The following is a 19,253-nucleotide window of genomic DNA, read 5'->3' as shown; positions in this document are numbered from 1 at the left end:
GGCGCGCGTCGCCAGCGCTTTGAGCGGGCGGCGCCCCTGCCCTCTTACGTCCTCCGCGCACCCCGGCGCGCGACGGGTCTTGCTAGACGGCGACGCGTCGCCGGACGCCGATCGAGCTGGCTCGGGTTCGCCAGGACCGCTCCCGGCATGCGAGCACCGCCGCCAGCGATCGCCTGATGCCCTGGCCAACGGGCCCGCGGCGCGTCCGATGGAGCGTTCGGCCTGGGAAGCCCGAGCACGCACCGTCACATGATGGTAGCATCCGCTGGAGCCATGGATCCCAGGGGGAACGACAGGAGGACGGGGCCGCAGTTCAGCGACGCGATGCGCGTCTCGCAGAGGGCCGTCTTCCAGCTCGCCGATCGTCTCACCGACGCAGGGTGGAAGGTGGATTCGTCCTCGATCTACCCGGACACGGGCGAGGACGTTCGGGTCGAGATCTTCGAGACCGGAGGCGCGTGCACCGGGCTCTCGCTCGACCTCCAGGTGAAGGGACACAAGAGTATAGAACGGTTCCACGTGGAGAGCGATCCCGCTCATTTGCACTATCCCCTCGACGTCAAGCACCTCGTTGGCTGGGAGAGAAAGACAAGGCCCGTCGCGATCATCATCTGGGATATCCGCGAGCGGCGCGGGTACTGGGCTCTCGCCAGAGACGCCTGCGAGCGGCTGGACAACCGGAGCCGCGGATGGCGCGGGCAGCAGGAGGCGACGCTCCTCATCCCCAGAGCGAATGTCACCGACGACGAGGGGCTCGCGAGACTGCGAGTGGCGGTGGCACGGGACGAGCTTCCCAAACTGGTCCGGCCCGGCGAAGAGGTCGCCTTCGAGCTGTCGGTCCAGGTCGACGATAGCCCCGAAGGACGCGCCAAGCTCGACGAGCTCACCAGGTTCTGGGAAGGTGGCGGCGCGGTGACGATCGAGGGGCGATTCATCTCCGATATTGTCATACTCCACGACAGTCTCCGCGCGGCCTTCGGAGAAGACTACTGGAAGCGCTCCACCGCCGAGGTACGGCTCGCTTCGGTCCCCGGAAGTGAGCCCTTGCCCGTTCGAGTCGAAGCCGAGTCACCCTTGGGGACAGCGCAGCTGCCGTATGTTGCACTGCGTCTTGCGCGCTCGGGCCGTCGATACCGGACCTTGAGCAACGAGCACCAGCGTGCAGCGGTCACATTAGCGCTCACCGTCAGTGACGAGGACACGCAGCACGTCGAGGTGAGCGTCGATCTCGCGCTGAACAGAAGAGACGTCTTCGAGGCCACGGCTGCGGCCCGGTTCTTCCTCGTTGCGACGGAGCCCGGCGGCATTCTGCGGATCGAGCGGCTCGACGAGAAGGAGACGTGTCTCATGGCGTTCGGCGCATCCACGCCGGAGGAGGGGCGGAACGCGCTGCGACGGGCCCACGAGCTCCTGGAAAGGCTTTGCTTGCTTCAAGACCGTATACGGAGATACGGCACGTTCAAATTCAACTTTCCGCCGCCTAGGCAACAAATCGAAGCTGCGCTCAAGCTGTTCGGGATCGTGGCCGGTAGTGAACACGAGATCGAGATGACGTACACGGCGAAGATTCGCACCAAGGGAGCAACAGCGCTCGCGATCGATCCGACCGAAGGTCCGGTCACCTTCGTCATCGACGGCACGATCGATAATGAGGACATTGTCGAGATCTTCGGAGTTCGTGTGCCAATCGGACCTGTACGCTGTGTGGTTGCGGATGTGCCGCGCTTCGTGGAGGCACACAATAACGCCCTGCAGCAAGCACTGGCGTCGAAGGAAGAAACGTTTCAGGTGAAGATTCCATGCCGCGGACGCTACCTCCACTGGATCCCTGAGGGCAGCGTCGAGGATCGCCTCGACGCCTTCGCGAAGGAGCAGTCTGGGTACTTCACCGCCGATCAAGCAGGGTCGGTCGGCTGTTTCGCCGACTACCTGGACTACCTCGAACAGCGCCAGAAGGTGCAGACGGTAGCGGAGGGCGTCTTCCGCATGGTCAATTTTCCACCGGTCTCCGACGTGGAAGATCTGGTCGTCGTCTGGCTTCAGAGCGGTAAAACAGCAGTATTCTCCCACCATACCGCGCTCATGCTCCACGAGCTCTCCGACATCCTTCCCCCGCGCATTCATGCGACGGTTCCGCCGACATGGGCGCCGGCGTCGCTGCCTGCTCACGTCGTCCTGCATCGCGCGACGCTGGCGGAGTCGGAGATCACCTGGCACGACGTCGTGCCTGTCACGACACCCATCCGCACCCTCCGGGACTGCACGGACGCCGGGCTCGATCCCGACCTATTGGACCAGGCACGCCGCGAGGGAATCGAGCGAGGCATGTTCGCCGCCGACGAGCTACCCCCGAGCACGACGTTCGCCGCAGAATGAAGACGCGAGGCTATCGAACCGCCGAGCAGTTCCGGCAGGCGCTCGAGCAGCGGATCCGCACGGAGGCGCAGCGCGCGGGCATGCTCGTCGTGCGCGTCCGTCAAATACTGGTCTTCGAGCGGTTCACAGCGAGGCTGGCATCGGCCTTCGGATCGCGCGTGGTGCTCAAAGGAGGCTTCGCGCTGGAGCTGCGCCTCCATGGGGCGCGAGCGACGCGCGACGTGGATCTGCGCATATCAGGAGATCCCGGGGCGCTGCTCGCCGAGCTACAGGCCGCATGTCGGATGGACCTCGGCGACTTCATGACATTCGAGATCCGGCGTGATTCGCAGCACGCGGTGATCGCAACGACGAGCCCTTACCAAGGGTACCGCTTTCGGAGCGAGGCACGGCTGGCCGGAAAGATCTACGGCGAGCCCTTTCACGTGGACGTCGTCTCCGGCGGGCTCATGCCCAGACCCCCCGACCGCATCGCCGCGGGGGAGTTCTTCGGTTTCGCAGGGATACCTCCGTTCGAGGTCGCCGTTTATGCGCGAGAGGTGCACATCGCCGAGAAGCTACACGCATATACGTATCCGTACCCAGTGACCAATTCCCGGGTCCGCGATCTGCCGGATCTCGGGCTGCTCGCGCGGAGCGGCCCGTACGATGCGGTGGCGCTTCATGACACGATCGCCGCCGTCTTCGCTCATCGTGCGACCCACCCGGTGCCGCTGGCGCTGCCGAGACCGCCGCCCGCGTGGGACGCTGTCTACGCGAATCTTGCTCAAGAGAGCGCGCTTCCGTGGCCAACCATCGACGTGCTTTTCGAGGCGGTCGAGAAGTTCTTGCAGCCGGTGCTGGCGGGCAGGGCCGGCGTGTGGAGCGCTGAAACCTGGGACTGGATTCCGGCAGAGATCGATCCGGCCCCTCGTTGACCTGCAGCTTCTCCATCGGCGCGTCGCCGAGAGTCGCTCGGTGCAACAGCGTCGTCAGCGGCGCACAAGCGCCTCGCTCCCCGCCAGCGTGCCGCCCAGGGTCCCCCATCGCCCCGCGAGCTGCCGGCCCGCGATCGCATAGCTGACCACGCCGACCTGCTGGCTCGGCGACCAGCCCACGACGAGCTGATCGCCCGAGCGGATGCCCACCCCCTTCAGCGCGCCGGTGCTCAGCGCCCACGTGACGGCGTACGTCTCGCCCGTGGGCACGATGACGACCGTGCCCTTGCGAGCGCCGTCGACGATCCGGTAGCTGCCGACCAGCCCTTCAGGGCCCTCCAGCTCCTCGGAGATCACCTGGCCGGGCCGGTCCGTGGCGATCCACTGCCCGCGGAGGCGCCCGCCGTCGATGCGGTAGGCGGCCGCGCCGTAGGGCCCGCCGCTCGCCCATCCCACGGCGAGCGTCTGCCCCTGCACGAACGCGATCCCCTCGTAGCCCGCGCCCTTCGTGATGATCCAGGAGATGCGGTACGTGTCGCCGCTCCGCGAGAGAAGGACGTTGCCCGTGTAGCTGCCCTGCCCGCCCGGGTTGCGCGACGATACGATGTCGTACGTGCCGGCCAGATCGACGTCGCTGCTCGCCGCGGCGCTCGAGGGCCTGGCCGGCGGCGTCGGCGCCCCGCCCGGGGCCGTGGCCGCATCGCCGCTGCCGTAGAGCGGCGATGGCGGCGCGCCGTCGGCGGCGCGGTCCGCCGCGCGGAGCCGCTGGAAGGCCACGAAGCCGAAGGCCATGAGCGCGGCGACGGCGACCAGCCCGCCGCCTGCGATCGCGAGCAGCAGGCCCCAGGGGGCCCTGCGCGGGGGCAGCGCCGGCACCGGGACGAGCGTGCCGCCGGTCATGCCGCCGACGTCGGTGCGGTAGACCCCCGGCTGGGTCGGCGCGGTGGCCGGCCCGGAATGGCCGGAATAGACCGGGGGTGTGGGCACGGGTGGCGTGGGCAGGGATGGCACGGCCGGCAGCGGCGCGGACCTGTGGGCGGCCGCGGCGAGCACGGGATCGAGCGCCGCCATGGCCTGCGCCGCGTCGGCGAAGCGGGCGCGGACGTCGCGGGCGAGGCACCGGGCGAACCAGGCGTCGAAGCCGGGGGGGATCAGGTGCGCGCAGCCGAGCTGCGCGGCGCGGGCGGACGGTGGATCCAGCGGGCCGAAGAGCACCTCGCGCATGAGCGACATGACCGAGGCGCTCGGCCCGCGGCTCGGCTCGACCCAGTAGAGGCGCGCGGTGAGCAGGTAGAACGCGAGCAGCCCGAGCGCCCAGACGTCCGACGCCGGGACGACCTGCGCGGCGAGCTCGGTCTGCTCGGGCGCCATCCAGAGCGGCGTCCCGACCGACGCGGTGATCGACGTCGTCGCCCGCGCCTCGGCCACGATCTTCGCGACGCCGAAGTCGAGCACCTTCACCTTGAAGCGGACGTTCTGCTGCCGCGGCCGCGCGATGAAGATGTTCTCGGGCTTGAGATCGCGGTGGACGACCCCCGCGCGGTGCGCCGCGCCGAGCGCGTGGCACAGCTGCCCCATCAGGTCGCGCACCTCGTCGGGCGGCAGCGCGCCGCGCTGCGCCATCACGGCGGAGAGGTCGGCCCCGTCGAGCAGCTCCATGGCCAGCCAGGGCGTCTGCGTCGCGGAATCGACCCCCGCGGCGACGACCTCGACGACGTGATCGCTCTCGATCCGCGCCCCTACCCTCGCCTCCTGCTCGAAGCGCTCGCGGAAGCGCGGGTCCTGCGCGAGCTGCGCGTGCATCAGCTTCACCGCGCGCGGCTTGCCCGTCGAGAGCTGCTCGGCGACGAACACGGCGCCCATGCCCCCCTGGCTCAGGGGGCGGACGACGCGGAAGTCGCCCCCGAGGACGGCGCCGGGGGCGAGCGGTGCGGCTGTCGTGGGGTCGGCCATGGCGAACGGGAACCCTCCGGGCAACGTCGCGTGACGCGCGACGCGCGACGCGCTCCGGTAGCGTACCCAAAGACGCGCGTGCCTGGGGCTCCGCGGAGCGCCCGCGCGGCAGCACGCGTCGGGCCTCCCCCCGGGCGCGGCGCGGGCGGCGCTCAGCCCCCGCCGCCCTCGATCCGCACAAGGATCTGGTTCGTCGCGCTCAGGCGGACGGGATAGGTCCTGAGCCCCTCCCCGCCGCTCAGGGCCTCTCCCGTCTCCAGGTTGAACTTCCGGGCGTGCAGCGGGCAGATGAGCGTGCAGCCGCCGAGCAGCCCGTCGACAAGCGGACCGCCCCGGTGCGGGCAGCTCGCCTGCGTGGCGAACACGCGGCCATCCCGCGCGACGAACACCGCGATGCGCTCCGATCCGACCTCGAACGCGCGCCCCTCGCCCGGCGGGATCGCCGAGAGCGGGCCCAGGGTGATCTCCATCTCGCGCCCCCTCATTGCACGACCGGCAGGACCGATCGGAACTGGTTCGCCGTCCTCGGGGAATTCGCCTCTCGCCACGGATCGCGGTACGCCTCGACCGTCTTCCGCATCTCCTCGTCGAGGCGCGCCGCGATGCCCTCGCTGTCGTCCACAACCACGGCGCGGATCTTCTGGATACCGACGCGCTCCACGAATCCGTACGTCCGCTCCAGGTACCTGGCGTTCTCGCGGTAATACTGGATGAATCGCCCCATGAGCCTGAGCGCGTCCTCGTGCGTCTCGACAACGCAGAGCACGTCGCCCTTGCGCACGTGGGCGCCGGCCGCGCCGCCCACGTAGATCTCCCACTTGCCGCCCTCCACCGCGACGGCGCCGACGTCCTTCACCATCGCCTCCGAGCAGTTGCGCGGACAGCCGGCGGTCGCGAGCTTGAGCTTGGCCGGCGTGTCCATGCCCTGGAAACGCTCCTCGATCTTCAGCGCGAGCGCGATGCTGTCGCCGAGCCCATACCGGCAGAAGTCGCTCCCCACACAGCTCTTGCACGTGCGGTACGACTTCCCATAAGCGAACCCAGAAGGCATGTCGAGGTCGCGCCACACGGCCGGCAGGTCCTCCTTCTTCACGCCGAGCAGGTCGATGCGCTGGCCGCCGGTGAGCTTCACGAGCGGCACGCGGTACCTGTCGACGACGTCCGCGATCCGCCGCAGCTGCGCCGCCGACGTGACGCCCCCCGCGATCTGCGGGATCACGCTGAAGGTGCCGTCCTTCTGGATGTTGGCGTGAACGCGGTCGTTGATGAAGCGGGCGTCGCGCTCGTCGTCGTAGTCGTGGTGCCATACCGTGCGGAGCAGCGACGCGAGCCCCGGCTTGCTCCCCGGGTCCTCGCTCCCGCCGGCGAGCTCGCGGAACACGGCGGACACCGACCGGAGCCCGCGCTCGCGGATCGCCTGGACCAGCTCGGGCTTGCTCAGCGGGACGGAAGGCACGTAGTAGCTGGCCGCGGGGTCCTGCTCCGCCGCGCCCCCGCACGCCCACGCCACGACCTCCGAGACGAGCTGCTTGCAGGCGCCGCAGCCCATGCCCGCGCGCGTCGCGTCCATGACGGTCCGGAGGGTCCGCTTGCCGGCGCGCACACACGCGACGACGCCCTCCTTGGTGACGCCGTTGCAGTTGCAGACCTGCATCCCCTGCGGCATCTCCTCGATCGTCGCCTGCTGTGAGGGCGCGCCGAGATCGAACAGCAGCGACAGCCGCTCTTCCGGGAGCGGCGTGCTCTTGTCGAACGCCTGCATCAGGTACGCTGCCTTGCTGACGTCCCCAAGGAGGATGCCGCCGAGCAGCCTGCCGTCGCGGATGATGAGCTTCTTGTACGTGCCCTTCTTCGGCTCGAGGAACTGCACGATCTCGTCGCGGTCGTCGGCGGGCTCGGTGATGCCCATCGAGGCGAGCTGGATGCCCATGACCTTGAGCTTCGTGGAGACCTTCGAGCCGGCGTAGGAGGCCTTCTCGTTGCGCTTCGTGATGTGGTCGGCCAGCACCTTGCCCTGCTCCCAGAGCGGCGCCACGAGCCCGTAGACCTGCCCCCGGTGCTGGCAGCACTCGCCGACGGCGTAGATCCTCGGGTCGTCGGGCGAGCGCATGTGGTTGTCCACCACGATCCCGCGCTCGACGGTCAGGCCGGCGCGCAAAGCGATCTCCACGTTCGGCCGGATGCCCGCGGAGATCACCACGAGATCGCAGGCGAGCGCCTCGCCGTCGGCGAAGCGGAGCCCCGTCACGCGGTCCTCTCCGAGCACCTCCTTCGTGCTCCTGTTGAGGTGCACCGTCACGCCGAGCTGCTCGAGCGTCGTCCTCAGGATGCCGCCCGCCGTGGCGTCGAGCTGCTGCCCCATCAGGTGACCGCTGATGTGGACAACGTGGACGTCGAGGCCGAAGTTCTGCAGCCCGCGCGCGGCCTCGAGCCCGAGCAGCCCGCCGCCGATGACCGCGGCGCTCCGCTTGCCCCGCGCGTACTGGGCGATCTTGTGGCAGTCGTCCAGGCTGCGGAACACGAACACACCGGGCTTCTCCCTGCCGCCCTCCAGCCGCAGCCCCTGAATCGGCGGGATGTACGGCGAGCTGCCCGTCGCGATGATGAGGTTGTCATACGGCGCCACGACCCCGTGCTCGCCGGTCACCTGGCGCGCGTGCCGGTGGATGGCCCGCGCGCGCACGCCCGCGTGGAGCTGGATGCCGTTCTCGCGGTACCAGGCCAGGGGGTTCAGGAAGATCTCGCTCGGGTCCTGGGAGCCGTTCAGCACCTCCGAGAGCAGGATGCGGTTGTAATTGCCATACGGCTCGTCGCCGAAGATGGTGATCTCGAACTGGTCGGCGCCGCCCCGCGCGAGGATCTCCTCGACCGTGCGGACGCCGGCCATCCCGTTGCCGATCAACACGAGCTTTCGCTTCTTCTGCATGGCTCAGATCTCCGCCAGGCCGATGTCGATCGTCGCGAGCCCCCGCGCGCCTTCGGGCGCGCCCACGCACAGATCGATCACGCTCTCCGGGTGGATGTCCTCGATGATCACGAGGGGCACGTGGATCGCCGACTTGGCGCCGATCGGGAAATAGCGCATCGCGTGGCCGTCGCGCTTGAGGAGCAGGTAGATGAGCTCGGGCGTGGAGTTGCCCGCGCGCAGGTAGATGAGCTGAGCGCGCTTGTCCCGCGGGACGGTGTACCCGACCGCCGGACGAAGAGGCACCGGCCGCTCCAGGCCTTGCCCCTCGAACGAGTAGACACCCTGTATGAACCTCGGTGTTTCCAATGTGGCCTCCCGGGCGGATCATCGGACCCTCGGACGGGCGCGCGCGGCGTACGCCGCCCGGCGCACGCCGCGCGGCGCTCTGGCACCGCACCACGGTCATACAGCGAGGACAGTTTCGAGGGTTCGTTGCCCGGCGGCGCGATCCCGTGTAGGTCGAGTTTCCAAGGTGTTTCGATCGTCCCTGTCCTCTTCGCCCCGCCCGGCCGCCGCCGCGGAGCTCGTCGTCGTCGGGGCCGGCTCGGCGGGCGCCGTGATCGCCGCGCGTGTCACCGAGCGCGCGGATCGCGAGGTCCTGCTGCTCGAGGCGGGCCCGGACTACCCGGACCCGGAGCGCCTGCCCGCGGATCTCCGGGACGGCACCCGCAACTCGTGGCTCGCGCACGACTGGGGCTATCGCCACCGGCCGACGCCCGGGCAGATCATGTTCCTCTTCCCGCGCGGCAAGGTGGTGGGCGGCTCGTCGGCCGTGAACACGTGCATCGCGGTCCGCGGCCAGCCGTACGACTACGACGAGTGGGCGGCGCTCGGCCTGCCCGAGTGGGGCTTCGACGCCTGCCTGCCCTATTTCAAGCGCCTCGAGGACGATCTCGACTTCGGCGAGCCCTGGCACGGCAAGGGCGGCCCGGTGCCGATCCGCCGCGCCCGGCGCGAGGAGCTCGTGCCGTGGCAGGCGGCGTTCGTCGACGGGTGCAGGGCGCTCGGTTACCCCGAGTGCGCGGACACCAACGATCCGCGCGCGCCCGGCGGCGTCGGGCCGCACGCGATGAACAAGATCGACGGACAGCGCATGAGCGCGGCGCGCTGCTACCTGACCGCCGAGGTGCGCCGGCGCGAGAACCTGCGGCTCCGGCCGCGCACGACGGTGCGGCGGGTGCTCGTGCGGAACCGCCGGGTCGAGGGGGTCGAGATCGAGACGGACGGGCGGGTCGAGGTCGTCGCGACGCGGAAGGTGGTGCTGAGCGCCGGCGCGATCGCGACGCCGGGGATCCTCCTGCGCAGCGGGATCGGGCCGCGGGCCGAGCTCGCGCGCCTCGGGGTCGCGCTCGTGTCCGACGTGCCCGCCGTGGGGGCGCGGCTGCTCGACCATCCGGGGGCCGTCATCGGCCTGTGGCCGCGCCGCCGCGGCCTGATCGACGTGCTGCGCCAGCCGCTCGTCCAGACGATGCTCCGCTACACGTCGCGCGGCAGCCCGTACCCGAACGACGTGATGCTCCAGCCGGGCTCGTTCTTCCCGCTGCACCCGCGCTTCACGGTGCCGGCGTTCGCGATCGCGTGCTGCATCGGCAAGCCGCGCGGCGCCGGCCGCATCGAGCACCTGAGCGCCGACCCGCACGCGCGGCCCCGCATCGTCTCGAACATGCTCGTCGACCGGGACGACCTGTCGCGCGCGGTCGACGCGCTCGCGCTCGCGTACGAGATCGCCCGCACCGCGCCGATGCGCGAGCTCGGCTGGTTCGTCTGGCCAACGGAGCGCACGCTGATGCGGCGGGAGGCGCTGGAGCGGTGGATCACCCGGAGCTGCGGCTCGGGCTACCACCCGTGCGGGACGGCCCCGATGGGGCCCGAGGGGGACGTCTCGGCGGCGGTCGACGGGCGCGGGCGGGTCCGCGGCGTCGAGGGCCTCGTCGTCGCGGACGCGAGCATCATGCCGACCATCCCGAGCGTGAACACGAACCTGACGGCGCTGATGATCGGCGAGCGGTTCGGCGAGTGGCTCCGCAACGGCGCTGTGTAGCCGCCGCTTGGGGGACGACCCGGCGTTCTGCGACAAGTGCCAGGCCGCGTACCTCGTCGACAAGCGCGTCCTCACCGTGCTCACCGATGACTACGTCCACCCGACGCCGGGCTTTCCGGCGCCGGTGACGAGCGAGACGATCAGCTGGCCGGCAGGCTGCTGCGTGTGCGCGAGGCCGGCGACCCGCGGCGTCGAGGCGAAGGCGCACGACGGCGAGACCGGGACCAACGCGGCCGTCGCCGCGGCCGGGCTCGCGCTCGGGAGCATCGCGGTCCGCACCGGCGGCGGCACGACCTACACGCTGCGCATCCCGCACTGCGCCGAGCACGACGACGGCGCGAAGCTCGAGATCGAGAGCAACAACAAGCCGCCGCTGAAGATCCGCTTTCGCTCGTACGCCTACCAGCGCCGCTTCCTCGAGCTGAACCCGAAGCCGGCGAAGGCCGCGTAGATCCGCTTCAAGGCGCCGTCGCGCAGCCGCGACCGCGGAAGGCGACGAGACCGTCGAGCTGGACGCCCACGACGTCAGGGCACCCGCTGCAGTCGAAATCGGTGATGCCGATGCCGAAGCCGTCGATGTTCTAAGGTGCCGGGGAATGGAGCCGCCTGGGCTTCGAACGTGCCCTCCTGGGTCTGGAGGAACGACCACATCTCGGCGGTGTTTCGGCTGAGCGCCACGAGATCGCTCCGCCCATCGAGGTTCAGATCGGCGATCTGGATGCCTCCGGAGACGGAAACCTGGTGGTCATCGATGGTGAGCAGCGGCTGCGGCGCGGTCAGGTGGCCGAGCCCGTCTTGCAGCAGGATCCAGACCCGCATCGGCCCGTCGGTGTACTCGTGCGTGACGGCGGCGACGTCCTGGCGTCCGTCGTTGTTCACGTCGCCGAGCTGGTCTATTTTGTGGTCACACAGGACACTTCTTCCGTCGGAGAAGTCAAGTCCTCCACCTTTGACTCTAGCTCTTGAGACGGATAGTACATCACGAAATTATAACACATCTCATCCTGCGTCCGCTCCCCGAACTCCACGGCGCTGTTGCCCGGGTTGTCCCACGCGCAACGCGTCCTCACGGTGTCGCCGCCTCGAAGGATGGTATCGTTGTCATACCAGATCTGGTTGTCGAAGTTCCACGGATCGGCGAGCCCCAGGTTGCTCGGCTCGCTGCCGTCCGTGGGCACCGTGTTGCTCGACAGGTGCTTGCCGAGGATGTGCATGTGCGGCATGACGCTGATCACCGAGATCTCCCCCATATCCCGCGGGAACTGGTAATCGCAGCTCACGTCGAACGAGCCGTGAGGCGGGATGTTGATTTCTTCTGTGCCGAGCGCGAAGATGCCGGCGTCGTTGGGGCGGAGCTCCGTCGTCGTGCAGACGTCGAAGCCGGTGCTGTCTTGCTGCCCGTCGAGGCCCTTGATGTTGCTGTAGTGCACCTGGATCGTGAAGTGCTCCGTGCCTTCCAGCGGGAAGCCCGCCTCTGGCGGCAGCTCCGTGGCCTTGCCGCCGGGCGCCCAGACGGCCAAAAGATCCCCCATGATGTCGCCCCCATCGCACGGCGTGGGCGTCGAGGGAGACGCCTCATCCGCCTTGAAGAGCAGGATATGGTGTACAATGGTGCTGTTGTCGATGTGGGGCACGACCCCGACGAGGTGTCGTTTCTGGCCGATCTCTACATCGACCCCATAACACATATACTGGTCCTGGACGTCCTTCGGCATGACGTAAGGCGCGGACGGCGCTAGCCGGACATCCGGTGTGCAGCTCAGGGTCGGAGGGTGGATGGTTCCGCCGCCGCCCGGGTCGACGCACGTGTCTTTACCGGCCGGCATGCCGGCGGCGATCCATCGATCGAAGATCGCGAGCTCCGCGGCGGTCAGGGGCTCGGTTGGGGGCGGAGGCATGGGGCGCGCTGTGTCGCGGGCGCGTGCGGCGACGAGCTCGTAGACCTTCTTGTTGGGATCGCTCACCGCGGGCGCGACCAGATCGGTCCGGTCGACCAGCGGGAACGGCGCGCCGAACTTCGGGGACGCCCCGTGACAGGTCTGGCACTTCGTGGAGAGGATCTTGTCGACGTCGCACGGCAGCGCTTCCGCGTTGCCGTTCTCCGGACCGGAGCCGGATGAGCTGCACGCGACGACCACGAGAGCGGATAGGAAGGACAGCGCCGAGAACAAATAACGACTACGATTCATGCGAGCTCCTCGGGGAAAAGTGCGACCTTGAACGGGCTTCGAGGGTATCGAGCGCTGATCTGCAGCTTTTCGGAAGGGCGGTCGAAGACCGAGATTCCGAAGAACGCCGTCGAATTGGGTGGAAGAAGAGCGCGCGCCGCGAGCTCCCGCGAGCAGCGGGAGACTTGGCGCGTGAGAGCACCGGCGACCCAGGTCTACGGACGGGCCGGCGACCTGGCGTCGGTGCTACGTCGGTGAGTGCCCGCCCGCTCCGAGATCGTTCAACGGTGCGCTCACGCGAAGACCCGGAAGGCGCTCAGCAGATCATCCCCTGCCCGCGCATCTCGGCGAGGTCCTCGTCGCTCGGCCGGCGGTGCCGCCCGAGGAGCAGGTCGCCGAGCCAGAGGAGGTTGTAATTGCAGTGCATGTACCGGTGGTGCAGGTAGTGGTGCCGGGAGATGAAGCGCACGTAGCGCGTGCCGAGCAGCCACCGCATCGGCCGCGACGCGCGGGCCATGGCCTCGGTCCGCGGCATGTGCAGGTACGGGTGGAGGACGAGCGACGACAGCGGGTAGATCACGAGCGGTAGCGAGGCGCCGACGACCACCGCCGCCGGAAGGAAGAGCGCGTACAGCGCGAAGAACGGCAGCACGGGGGCGGCGAACGCGAGGATCCCCAGGCCGGCCAGCGAGACGCCGTATTGCTCGCGGATCATCCGCCGATCGCCCTGGGTCTCGACGATCCAGCGATCCAGCCGCTCCTGCTCCTCGCGGTTCCGGAACTGCCGCACGTGGCTCTCACGGTAGGTCTTGCCGTGATGCACGACCGTGTGGCTCGTGTACGCGCGCAAGAGGGGGCGGCCCGCGCGGCCGAGCCGCTTCGCCGCGCGGCGGACCGCGAGGCTCGCGTGCAGCGCGTTCCGGTGGAGAAACGACTCCGCCATGGAGACGGTGAGATAACCGATCACGACGCCCGCCACGATCTGGACAGCCCCTGTAGACATGGCCACGGGATTCATGGGTATGCTCCTTCGCGCAGACCTCGGGTCTGCAAGGGACGCTGGCGCGGCCGGCGAGCAGCGCGGCCGGGATGCCCTCGTCGATGCCGGTTCGTGCATGGCAACCGCGGTGCCAGCCGGCTGCGGCGCGACTCCGCCCGTCCGGCGCCGCGGTTCCGCGCCCGGAGCCCTCACGCCGCGCCGCGGGGGCGCTCCTCACATGGAGGCCAGGACCTCCAGCTGGCGGCTGGCCCCTTTACCCCGGCTGGCCGCATGCGCCGCCGGCGGCGCGGCGCGTTGCTCGATCGAGCAAGCGGATGTCCGCGCCGATGCAGCCTGGGCTCGCTGAGGCCCTGATGACGCGCGGCGCGCCCGCGTCGGGGCGGAGGGCGGCCCACGAGGCCCGCTGGAGACTGGCATCCTTGCTGCAGTGACGCCTCTCGCCGCCGCACCCACGCCGCCCCGTGCCGGCCGTGGCCGGCTGTCGCGCGGCCCGGCTCCTCGGAGAACACCCGGGGATCAGGAGCTCGGGCCGGACAGCGCGCCTCGCGGCGGAGAGGAAGAGGTAGAGGACCCATGATCGAGCAGAACGCCCTTCATCGCGCATCCTGGATGCAGCGTCCCGAGCCCCTGACCGCGCGGCAGGGGGAGCGCGCGTCTCTCGTGCGCCTCGCGCGCGGCCACGCCGCGACCGTCGCCGGCTTCGTCACGAGCAGCCTCACCCCGGAGCTCGCGTCCGCGGTCCCCTGGCGGTTCCGCGTCCCTGGCGGGCCGTACGGCGCGGCGACGCTGACAGGCCTGTACTTCCCTTCCCCGGGCAGCCGCGACCTTGTCGTCCTGCTGCACGGCATGGGCGGGGATGTGCGCTCGGCCTACCTGCGCGCGGCGACGGCTGCCCTGCGCGCGCAGGGGCTGTCGGTGCTCCGCCTCGGCCAGCGCGGCTCGTCGTGCGACCCGGAGGATCTCCACCACGCGGGGCTCTGGGAGGACCTCGCGGCCGTGCTGAGCGGCGATCCCATGGTTGCGCGCCACGAGCGGATCTTCGTCGTCGGCTTCTCGATGGGCGGGCACGTGGCGCTCCACCTCGCCGCGGCGGGGCACCCGCGGCTCGCGGCCGTGGCCTCGATCTGCTCGCCCCTCTACCTCGATCGCGCCGTGAGCCACATGGATCGCCCCGAGAGCGTCGTGTACCGGCGCCACGTCCTCGGGGGGCTGAAGCGGATGTACCGGGAGATCGCGCGGCGGCGGCGGATGCCCATCCCGCCGTCGGCCGTCGATCGGGCGGCGACGCTGCGCGAGTGGGACCGCCTGACGGTGGTCCGCCGCTTCGGCTTCCGCGATCCCACGGCCTATTACGAGGCCCAGGGCGCCGGGAGGATCCTTGGCTCGCTGGCCACCCCGGCGCTGCTCCTGTATTCGCGCCAGGATCCGATGGTGCCGCCGGCGACCCTCGCCGGCCTGGCGGCGCACGGGGGGCTCTCGTCGCCCGCCCGCGTCGTCTGGATGGATGGCGGCGGCCATATCGCGCTTCCCCGCAGGCTCGATCTCGGCCTCGACCCGGCCGTGCCTCGGACCCCCTACGAGCAGATCGCCGCCTGGCTGCGGCGGCACCAGGCCCCCGGAGGCGCGTCATGAGCGCTCGAATCATCACCATGGCCATGACACGCCTCGCTTCGCTCGAGGCGCAGAGGACGGAGAGGACGGAGCTCACGATGAAGACCGAGGATGCGTTTCCCCGCGCCGCGCCCGCGGCGACCGACACGGCCCCTCGCACGACCTCGCTCTCGGCCGAGGGGGCCCGGCGGCTGATGGCGGGCATCAAGGCGATCCGCGCCGGCGCCTCGGCCCGGACGGGGGCGGAGGATCTCCGCCATATCAAGCGCCTGTCCCTGCTGGGCCGCGCCTTCTCCGCCCTCGGGTACGCGACGTCCGCGCTCGGGCCCAACCCGATCTCGATGATCCTCATCGCCCTTGGCCGGTTCGCCAGGTGGGTCGTCGTCGCGCACCCGGTCCTCCACAAGGCGTATGATGGCGTCGCCGGCGGCGACCCGGCCTGGAACAGCCGCACGTTCGCGCGGGGCCGGCGCAGCCTGTGGGACTGGTTCGACTGGCTGGACGCCGACGCGTGGCAGGCGCAGCACAACGTCTCTCATCACTGCTACACCGGCGACGAGCGCGACCCCGACCGCGTCGCCGTCAACATGGCGTGGCTGAAGAGCAAGCCGAAGCTCGTCCGCGCGCTCGCGCTGCTCGTGACCGCGTGCACCTGGAAGTGGCTCTACTATGGCCCGGCCACCCGGAGCGCCCTCCGCAAGCGGCGCGAGCGCGCGGCCGAGGCCTCGACGGAGGGGCGCGAGCGCGCGGCCTGGTCGCCCAGCGTGCTGCTCGACCGCGAGATGCTGCTCCGCTCGTACCTGCCGTATGCGCTCGTGCACTTCGTCCTCCTGCCGCTCGCGTTCCTGCCGCTCGGCCGCTGGGCGGCGCTCGGCGTGCTCGTCAACAGCGTGGTGGCGGAGCTCCTGTCGAACCTGCACAGCTTCGCGGTGATCGCGCCGACCCACACCGGCCTGGATATCCCCATCTTCGAGGGCGCCGCGCGCAGCCGCGAGGAGTACTACGTCCGGCAGATCGTCGGCTCGGTGAACTACGAGAGCCCCAGCAGCGCCGCCGACTTCCTCCATGGCTACATGGGGTATCAGATCGAGCATCACCTCTGGCCGGACCTGCCGCTCCGGCACTACCCCGAGGTCGCGAGGGAGGTCGAGGCGCTGTGCAGGGAGGTCGGGCTCCCGTACCGCAGGGACTCCGTCTGGAGGCGGATCACCGAGATGGTCCGCGCGGTGATCAGCGACGAGGAGGTGCAGGCCACGCGCGTCGCGATCTCCGATGCAGGCGCGCGCCGCGCCGGACGGAAGAACGGCGGTGGTCTTGAGCTCGCTTCCTTGCACGGATAGGCTCCGAGGCCCATCGATCGCGGGCTCGCGCGGATGTAACGGACGTAACGGACGCAACGAACGTAACGAACGTAACGAACGTAACGAACGTAACGAACGTCAGATTCAGGAACACGGAGAGAGGGAATCATGGCGACGACTCAGGAACGACAGCTGGTGGTGACGTGGCAAGATCCTGCGCCGGCGGTGGAGAAGGTGAGATCGATGTCCGGCCTCGCCTACCTCACGGCCATGATGAACGGCGAGCTGCCGATGGCGCCGATCGCGAGCCTCCTCGGGCTGCGGGTCGCGGCGGTGGAGGCCGGCCGGGTCGTCATCACCGGATCTCCCGGCGAGCAGCACCAGAATCCGATCGCGATGGTCCACGGCGGCTATCTGAGCACGATGCTCGACTCCGCGATGGGCTGCGCCGTGCACGCGTCCCTGGAGGCGGGGGTCGGCTACTCGACCGTCTCTCTCCAGGTCAGCTTCGTGAAGGCCCCGCGCGCCGGCGGGCCCGAGCTCATCGCCGAGGGCCGGGTCGTCCACCTCGGCAAGCGCCACGCCACCGCCGACGGGACGCTGCGCGACGCCGACGGCACCCTCTACGCCCACGCCACCACGACGTGCCTGATCCTGCGGTGAGCGCCGCCCACGCCGGCTCGCCCGTGAGCCGGCGCCGCGACCGGAGGAGCTCCTCGAGCAACGCGCTCGGCACGCCGCGGAGATCGTCGCCGAACGACCCGACGCCGAGCTCGTCCTGATTGAACAGGGAGGCGCTGAGACGGGGAGATTGTTGGGATTGTACTCCCCGTCTCCTCGCCTCCCTGTGAATTTCTCCGAAAAATTCGAGAGCGCCGCGGATCCCGGGCCTGGCCGTGTCAGACGCTCCTCGTCTGCGGCGTCTTCCCGGGACGCGGGACTCGGCACCTCCTCTCCATCAAGGGGAATCGCAGCGGCGCCGAGGACTCCGAGGGGATCGCAGAGAATCGCTGTGCTCTCCTTGCCCTCTGTGCTCACTGCACCTCCCTGCCTCGGCTCCCGGGCGCTCGATCGACGGGGGCGAAAGGCATCTCCCGGAGGAGGCCCGAGGCTTGCTCTCTCCAGCGCAGGTGCGTCGATGGCACCGGGAGGGGCGCATGTGGACTTCGAAGACGGGGAGAACCAGCGGTAGGTCAACAAGGGGGAAAGGCGTCGTCCAGGGGCTCGCCGGGCTTCTCGGGATCGGCCTCTGTCTCGGCATCTCCAGCGCTTCCGCCGGCGGTGCGACTCAGGCCGTCTCGCCTCAGGCCCTCTCACCTCAGGCCCCGGCGCAGGGGCGTGCCGGGCCTCCGCAGCGAGCCGTGACGACCACGCAGCGCGCCCCGCGGCAGACCGCGACCATCACGCAGCGCGCCCCGCAGCAGGTCGCGACAGCCACCTACGTCGCGAACCCGAGGAGGGCGCGCTGGATCATCGCGGGCGCGTCGACCCTGGGCGGCTTCTGGGTCGCGTCGGCCGTCCGCGGCGCCGCCCTCTCGCTCGCGCAGCCGGAGGTGCGGATCCGCCTGGTGCCGCAGTGCTCCCAGGGCGCCTGCTTCGTCGTCCGGCGCCACGAACGCACCTCGGCAAGCCCCGCCTCGCTGCTGATCCCCCTCGCGGGTCCGTGGATCCACCTCGGCACGGGGCGGCCGACGGCGGCCAGCGCGGTCGGCCTCTCCCTCCTCGGCGCCGGGCAAGCCGTCGGCCTGGGGATGCTGCTCGGCGGCATCGCCATGCCTTCGCAGGTGCGCGTGCCGCTGCAGCGAGGCCAGGTCCTCCAGGTGGGCGCGGCCCCGCTCGTCACCCCCGGCGGGCTCGGGCTCTCGATCAACGGATCGCTGTAGGCGCGCCCGTCACCGCGGGAGGCGCGAGGTTGAGGATCGCCCGCACGCGCAGCCGCTCCTCGGGCGTGAACGAGCCCTCGAGCAGCGCCTCCTCCTCGGCGCGCCGCGCGTCGGGATCGGCCACCGTCGCCTCGATGTCCGCGCGCGCGCCGGCGAACGCGTCGAGGCGCTGCTGCCAGGCCGCCCGCTGCCGGTCGAGCTCCGCGAGCCGGTCCGCGGCCTCGGGGCCCACGGTCGCCACCCGGTGCGCGCGCAGCTCCTCGTCCGACGCGCCCGCGTCCCGGAGCGCCTGCTCCTCGGCCTGCTGCGCGAGCGGGCGCGTCGCCGCCTCCCGCGCCTCGCGGACGGCCTCCGGGAGCGCCGCCTCGACCTCCGCGATCCGCGCGTCGCGCTCCTCCGGCGAGAGGGCCTCGTCCGCGAGGATGCGGGACTCCTCGATCGCCGCCTCGATCTCCCGCTCCTCGTCGCCGAACAGCCGCGCCGCGGCCGCCTCGCCGAACCATGCGCGCCGGATCGCGCGCAGCGCGGCGAGGCGCGCCGCCGGATCGGCCTCCCGCGCGACGCGCGCCCCGCCGGCCGCCTCGCGGTAGCCGAGGTACCGGTCGAACAGCGCGATCGCCTGCTCCGCCGCGCGCCCCGACGCCTGCTCCCGGATCGCCGCGACGACGCGGGCCCGGATCGCCGGCGCCGGCTCCTCGCCGGTCGCGCTCAGGAAGTAGTCGAACAGCCCGAGCAGCTCCGGGCCGGCGACCAGATCGCCGCGCTCGTCGACGGTCACCGCGCCGTCGACGTCGGTGCCGCGGAGCGAGGGCGGCGCGGCGATCGCCGGCGGGCGCGGCGCCGCCGGGGGCCGCGTCACGGACAGCGCCTGCCGGAGGCGCGTGGGGGCCGGCGCCACCGACAGCGCGGGCAGCGCCTCCTCCCGACCGGGGCGCGCGGTCCCGTTCGATCGGCCCGAGGGCGCCGCCGGCGGTGTCCGCTCCCCCGAGACGAGGCGGCCCGCGCCGATCGCCGCGACGAGCGCCATGGTCACGA

General features: G+C 70.6%; 16 protein-coding genes. 8 read left to right on the top strand and 8 right to left on the bottom strand.

Annotation, left to right across the window (positions count from 1 at the left end; genetic code table 11):
* Positions 1-273: 273 nt before the first annotated feature.
* Positions 274-2,376 (top strand): DUF4365 domain-containing protein, encoded by a 2,103-nt coding sequence (locus WMF22_RS19390; protein ID WP_438036669.1) that lies wholly within the window; start codon positions 274-276, stop codon positions 2,374-2,376.
* Positions 2,377-2,456: 80 nt separating this feature from the next.
* Positions 2,457-3,293 carry a nucleotidyl transferase AbiEii/AbiGii toxin family protein gene (locus WMF22_RS19385; protein WP_437300544.1) on the top strand — a complete coding sequence of 279 codons (837 nt, stop codon included), beginning with the start codon at positions 2,457-2,459 and terminating at the stop codon, positions 3,291-3,293.
* A gap of 54 nt (positions 3,294-3,347) precedes the next feature.
* On the opposite strand, the gene WMF22_RS19380 is transcribed toward WMF22_RS19385, so the two are convergent.
* The 4 genes from WMF22_RS19380 to WMF22_RS19365 all read right to left on the bottom strand — a co-directional run bounded on the left by WMF22_RS19380 (position 3,348) and on the right by WMF22_RS19365 (position 8,457).
* Positions 3,348-5,246, bottom strand: a complete 1,899-nt coding sequence (locus tag WMF22_RS19380; protein ID WP_438036668.1) for a serine/threonine-protein kinase — start codon at positions 5,244-5,246, stop codon at positions 3,348-3,350.
* A 152-nt stretch (positions 5,247-5,398) separates the two neighbouring features.
* Positions 5,399-5,716 (bottom strand): Rieske (2Fe-2S) protein, encoded by a 318-nt coding sequence (locus tag WMF22_RS19375; protein WP_437300541.1) that lies wholly within the window; start codon positions 5,714-5,716, stop codon positions 5,399-5,401.
* An 11-nt stretch (positions 5,717-5,727) separates the two neighbouring features.
* The gene (gene nirB / locus WMF22_RS19370; RefSeq protein WP_438036667.1) at positions 5,728-8,172 is read right to left on the bottom strand and encodes a nitrite reductase large subunit NirB; all 2,445 of its coding nucleotides are present in this window, start codon (positions 8,170-8,172) and stop codon (positions 5,728-5,730) included.
* A gap of 3 nt (positions 8,173-8,175) precedes the next feature.
* Entirely contained in the window at positions 8,176-8,457 is a 282-nt protein-coding gene (locus tag WMF22_RS19365; protein ID WP_438036666.1) for a molybdopterin oxidoreductase, read from the bottom strand.
* Positions 8,458-8,686: 229 nt separating this feature from the next.
* Here WMF22_RS19365 and WMF22_RS19360 point away from each other — a divergent pair, with 229 nt between their 5' ends.
* Positions 8,687-10,255 carry a GMC family oxidoreductase gene (locus WMF22_RS19360; protein WP_438036665.1) on the top strand — a complete coding sequence of 523 codons (1,569 nt, stop codon included), beginning with the start codon at positions 8,687-8,689 and terminating at the stop codon, positions 10,253-10,255.
* A 7-nt stretch (positions 10,256-10,262) separates the two neighbouring features.
* Positions 10,263-10,706 (top strand): hypothetical protein, encoded by a 444-nt coding sequence (locus WMF22_RS19355; RefSeq protein WP_438036664.1) that lies wholly within the window; start codon positions 10,263-10,265, stop codon positions 10,704-10,706.
* 74 nt (positions 10,707-10,780) lie between these two features.
* Here WMF22_RS19355 and WMF22_RS19350 read toward each other — a convergent pair whose 3' ends face one another.
* The 3 genes from WMF22_RS19350 to WMF22_RS19340 form a co-directional block, all read right to left on the bottom strand.
* A complete protein-coding gene (locus WMF22_RS19350) occupies positions 10,781-11,134 on the bottom strand; it encodes an FG-GAP repeat domain-containing protein (protein WP_438036663.1) in 354 nt (117 codons plus the stop codon).
* 14 nt (positions 11,135-11,148) lie between these two features.
* The gene (locus WMF22_RS19345; protein WP_438036662.1) at positions 11,149-12,444 is read right to left on the bottom strand and encodes a peptidylglycine alpha-amidating monooxygenase; all 1,296 of its coding nucleotides are present in this window, start codon (positions 12,442-12,444) and stop codon (positions 11,149-11,151) included.
* A gap of 295 nt (positions 12,445-12,739) precedes the next feature.
* Positions 12,740-13,426 (bottom strand): hypothetical protein, encoded by a 687-nt coding sequence (locus WMF22_RS19340; RefSeq protein ID WP_438036661.1) that lies wholly within the window; start codon positions 13,424-13,426, stop codon positions 12,740-12,742.
* A gap of 570 nt (positions 13,427-13,996) precedes the next feature.
* Here WMF22_RS19340 and WMF22_RS19335 point away from each other — a divergent pair.
* The 4 genes from WMF22_RS19335 to WMF22_RS19320 all read left to right on the top strand — a co-directional run bounded on the left by WMF22_RS19335 (position 13,997) and on the right by WMF22_RS19320 (position 18,218).
* Entirely contained in the window at positions 13,997-15,055 is a 1,059-nt protein-coding gene (locus WMF22_RS19335) for an alpha/beta fold hydrolase (protein ID WP_438036660.1), read from the top strand.
* On the top strand, positions 15,052-16,374 hold the full coding sequence (locus WMF22_RS19330; protein ID WP_438036659.1) for a fatty acid desaturase family protein: 1,323 nt from the start codon (positions 15,052-15,054) through the stop codon (positions 16,372-16,374). Before WMF22_RS19335 ends, WMF22_RS19330 begins: the two co-directional genes overlap by 4 nt.
* A 129-nt stretch (positions 16,375-16,503) precedes the next feature.
* A complete protein-coding gene (locus WMF22_RS19325) occupies positions 16,504-16,998 on the top strand; it encodes a PaaI family thioesterase (protein ID WP_437300531.1) in 495 nt (164 codons plus the stop codon).
* A gap of 698 nt (positions 16,999-17,696) precedes the next feature.
* A complete protein-coding gene (locus WMF22_RS19320; protein ID WP_437300530.1) occupies positions 17,697-18,218 on the top strand; it encodes a hypothetical protein in 522 nt (173 codons plus the stop codon).
* Here the strand turns inward: WMF22_RS19320 and WMF22_RS19315 are convergent.
* Positions 18,202-19,245, bottom strand: a complete 1,044-nt coding sequence (locus WMF22_RS19315) for a lipase secretion chaperone (RefSeq protein ID WP_438037270.1) — start codon at positions 19,243-19,245, stop codon at positions 18,202-18,204. The genes WMF22_RS19320 and WMF22_RS19315 overlap by 17 nt on opposite strands.
* Positions 19,246-19,253: the final 8 nt, after the last annotated feature.

Origin of the sequence: Sorangium sp. So ce204 (genome assembly GCF_051526795.1) — a bacterium.
Lineage (GTDB): Bacteria > Myxococcota_A > Polyangia > Polyangiales > Polyangiaceae > Sorangium > Sorangium cellulosum_B.
This window is presented reverse-complemented; position numbering and strand designations above follow the sequence as displayed.

What these genes read in the sequence shown, in the direction of transcription:
- WMF22_RS19390 (WP_438036669.1), top strand. Translation starts at nt 274, where the DNA reads ATGGATCCCAGGGGGAACGACAGGAGGACGGGGCCGCAGTTCAGCGAC.
- nirB (WP_438036667.1), bottom strand. Translation starts at nt 8,172, where the DNA reads ATGCAGAAGAAGCGAAAGCTCGTGTTGATCGGCAACGGGATGGCCGGC.
- WMF22_RS19315 (WP_438037270.1), bottom strand. Translation starts at nt 19,245, where the DNA reads ATGGCGCTCGTCGCGGCGATCGGCGCGGGCCGCCTCGTCTCGGGGGAG.
- WMF22_RS19345 (WP_438036662.1), bottom strand. Translation starts at nt 12,444, where the DNA reads ATGAATCGTAGTCGTTATTTGTTCTCGGCGCTGTCCTTCCTATCCGCT.
- WMF22_RS19335 (WP_438036660.1), top strand. Translation starts at nt 13,997, where the DNA reads ATGATCGAGCAGAACGCCCTTCATCGCGCATCCTGGATGCAGCGTCCC.
- WMF22_RS19380 (WP_438036668.1), bottom strand. Translation starts at nt 5,246, where the DNA reads ATGGCCGACCCCACGACAGCCGCACCGCTCGCCCCCGGCGCCGTCCTC.
- WMF22_RS19375 (WP_437300541.1), bottom strand. Translation starts at nt 5,716, where the DNA reads ATGGAGATCACCCTGGGCCCGCTCTCGGCGATCCCGCCGGGCGAGGGG.
- WMF22_RS19325 (WP_437300531.1), top strand. Translation starts at nt 16,504, where the DNA reads ATGGCGACGACTCAGGAACGACAGCTGGTGGTGACGTGGCAAGATCCT.
- WMF22_RS19330 (WP_438036659.1), top strand. Translation starts at nt 15,052, where the DNA reads ATGAGCGCTCGAATCATCACCATGGCCATGACACGCCTCGCTTCGCTC.
- WMF22_RS19340 (WP_438036661.1), bottom strand. Translation starts at nt 13,426, where the DNA reads ATGTCTACAGGGGCTGTCCAGATCGTGGCGGGCGTCGTGATCGGTTAT.
- WMF22_RS19385 (WP_437300544.1), top strand. Translation starts at nt 2,457, where the DNA reads ATGCTCGTCGTGCGCGTCCGTCAAATACTGGTCTTCGAGCGGTTCACA.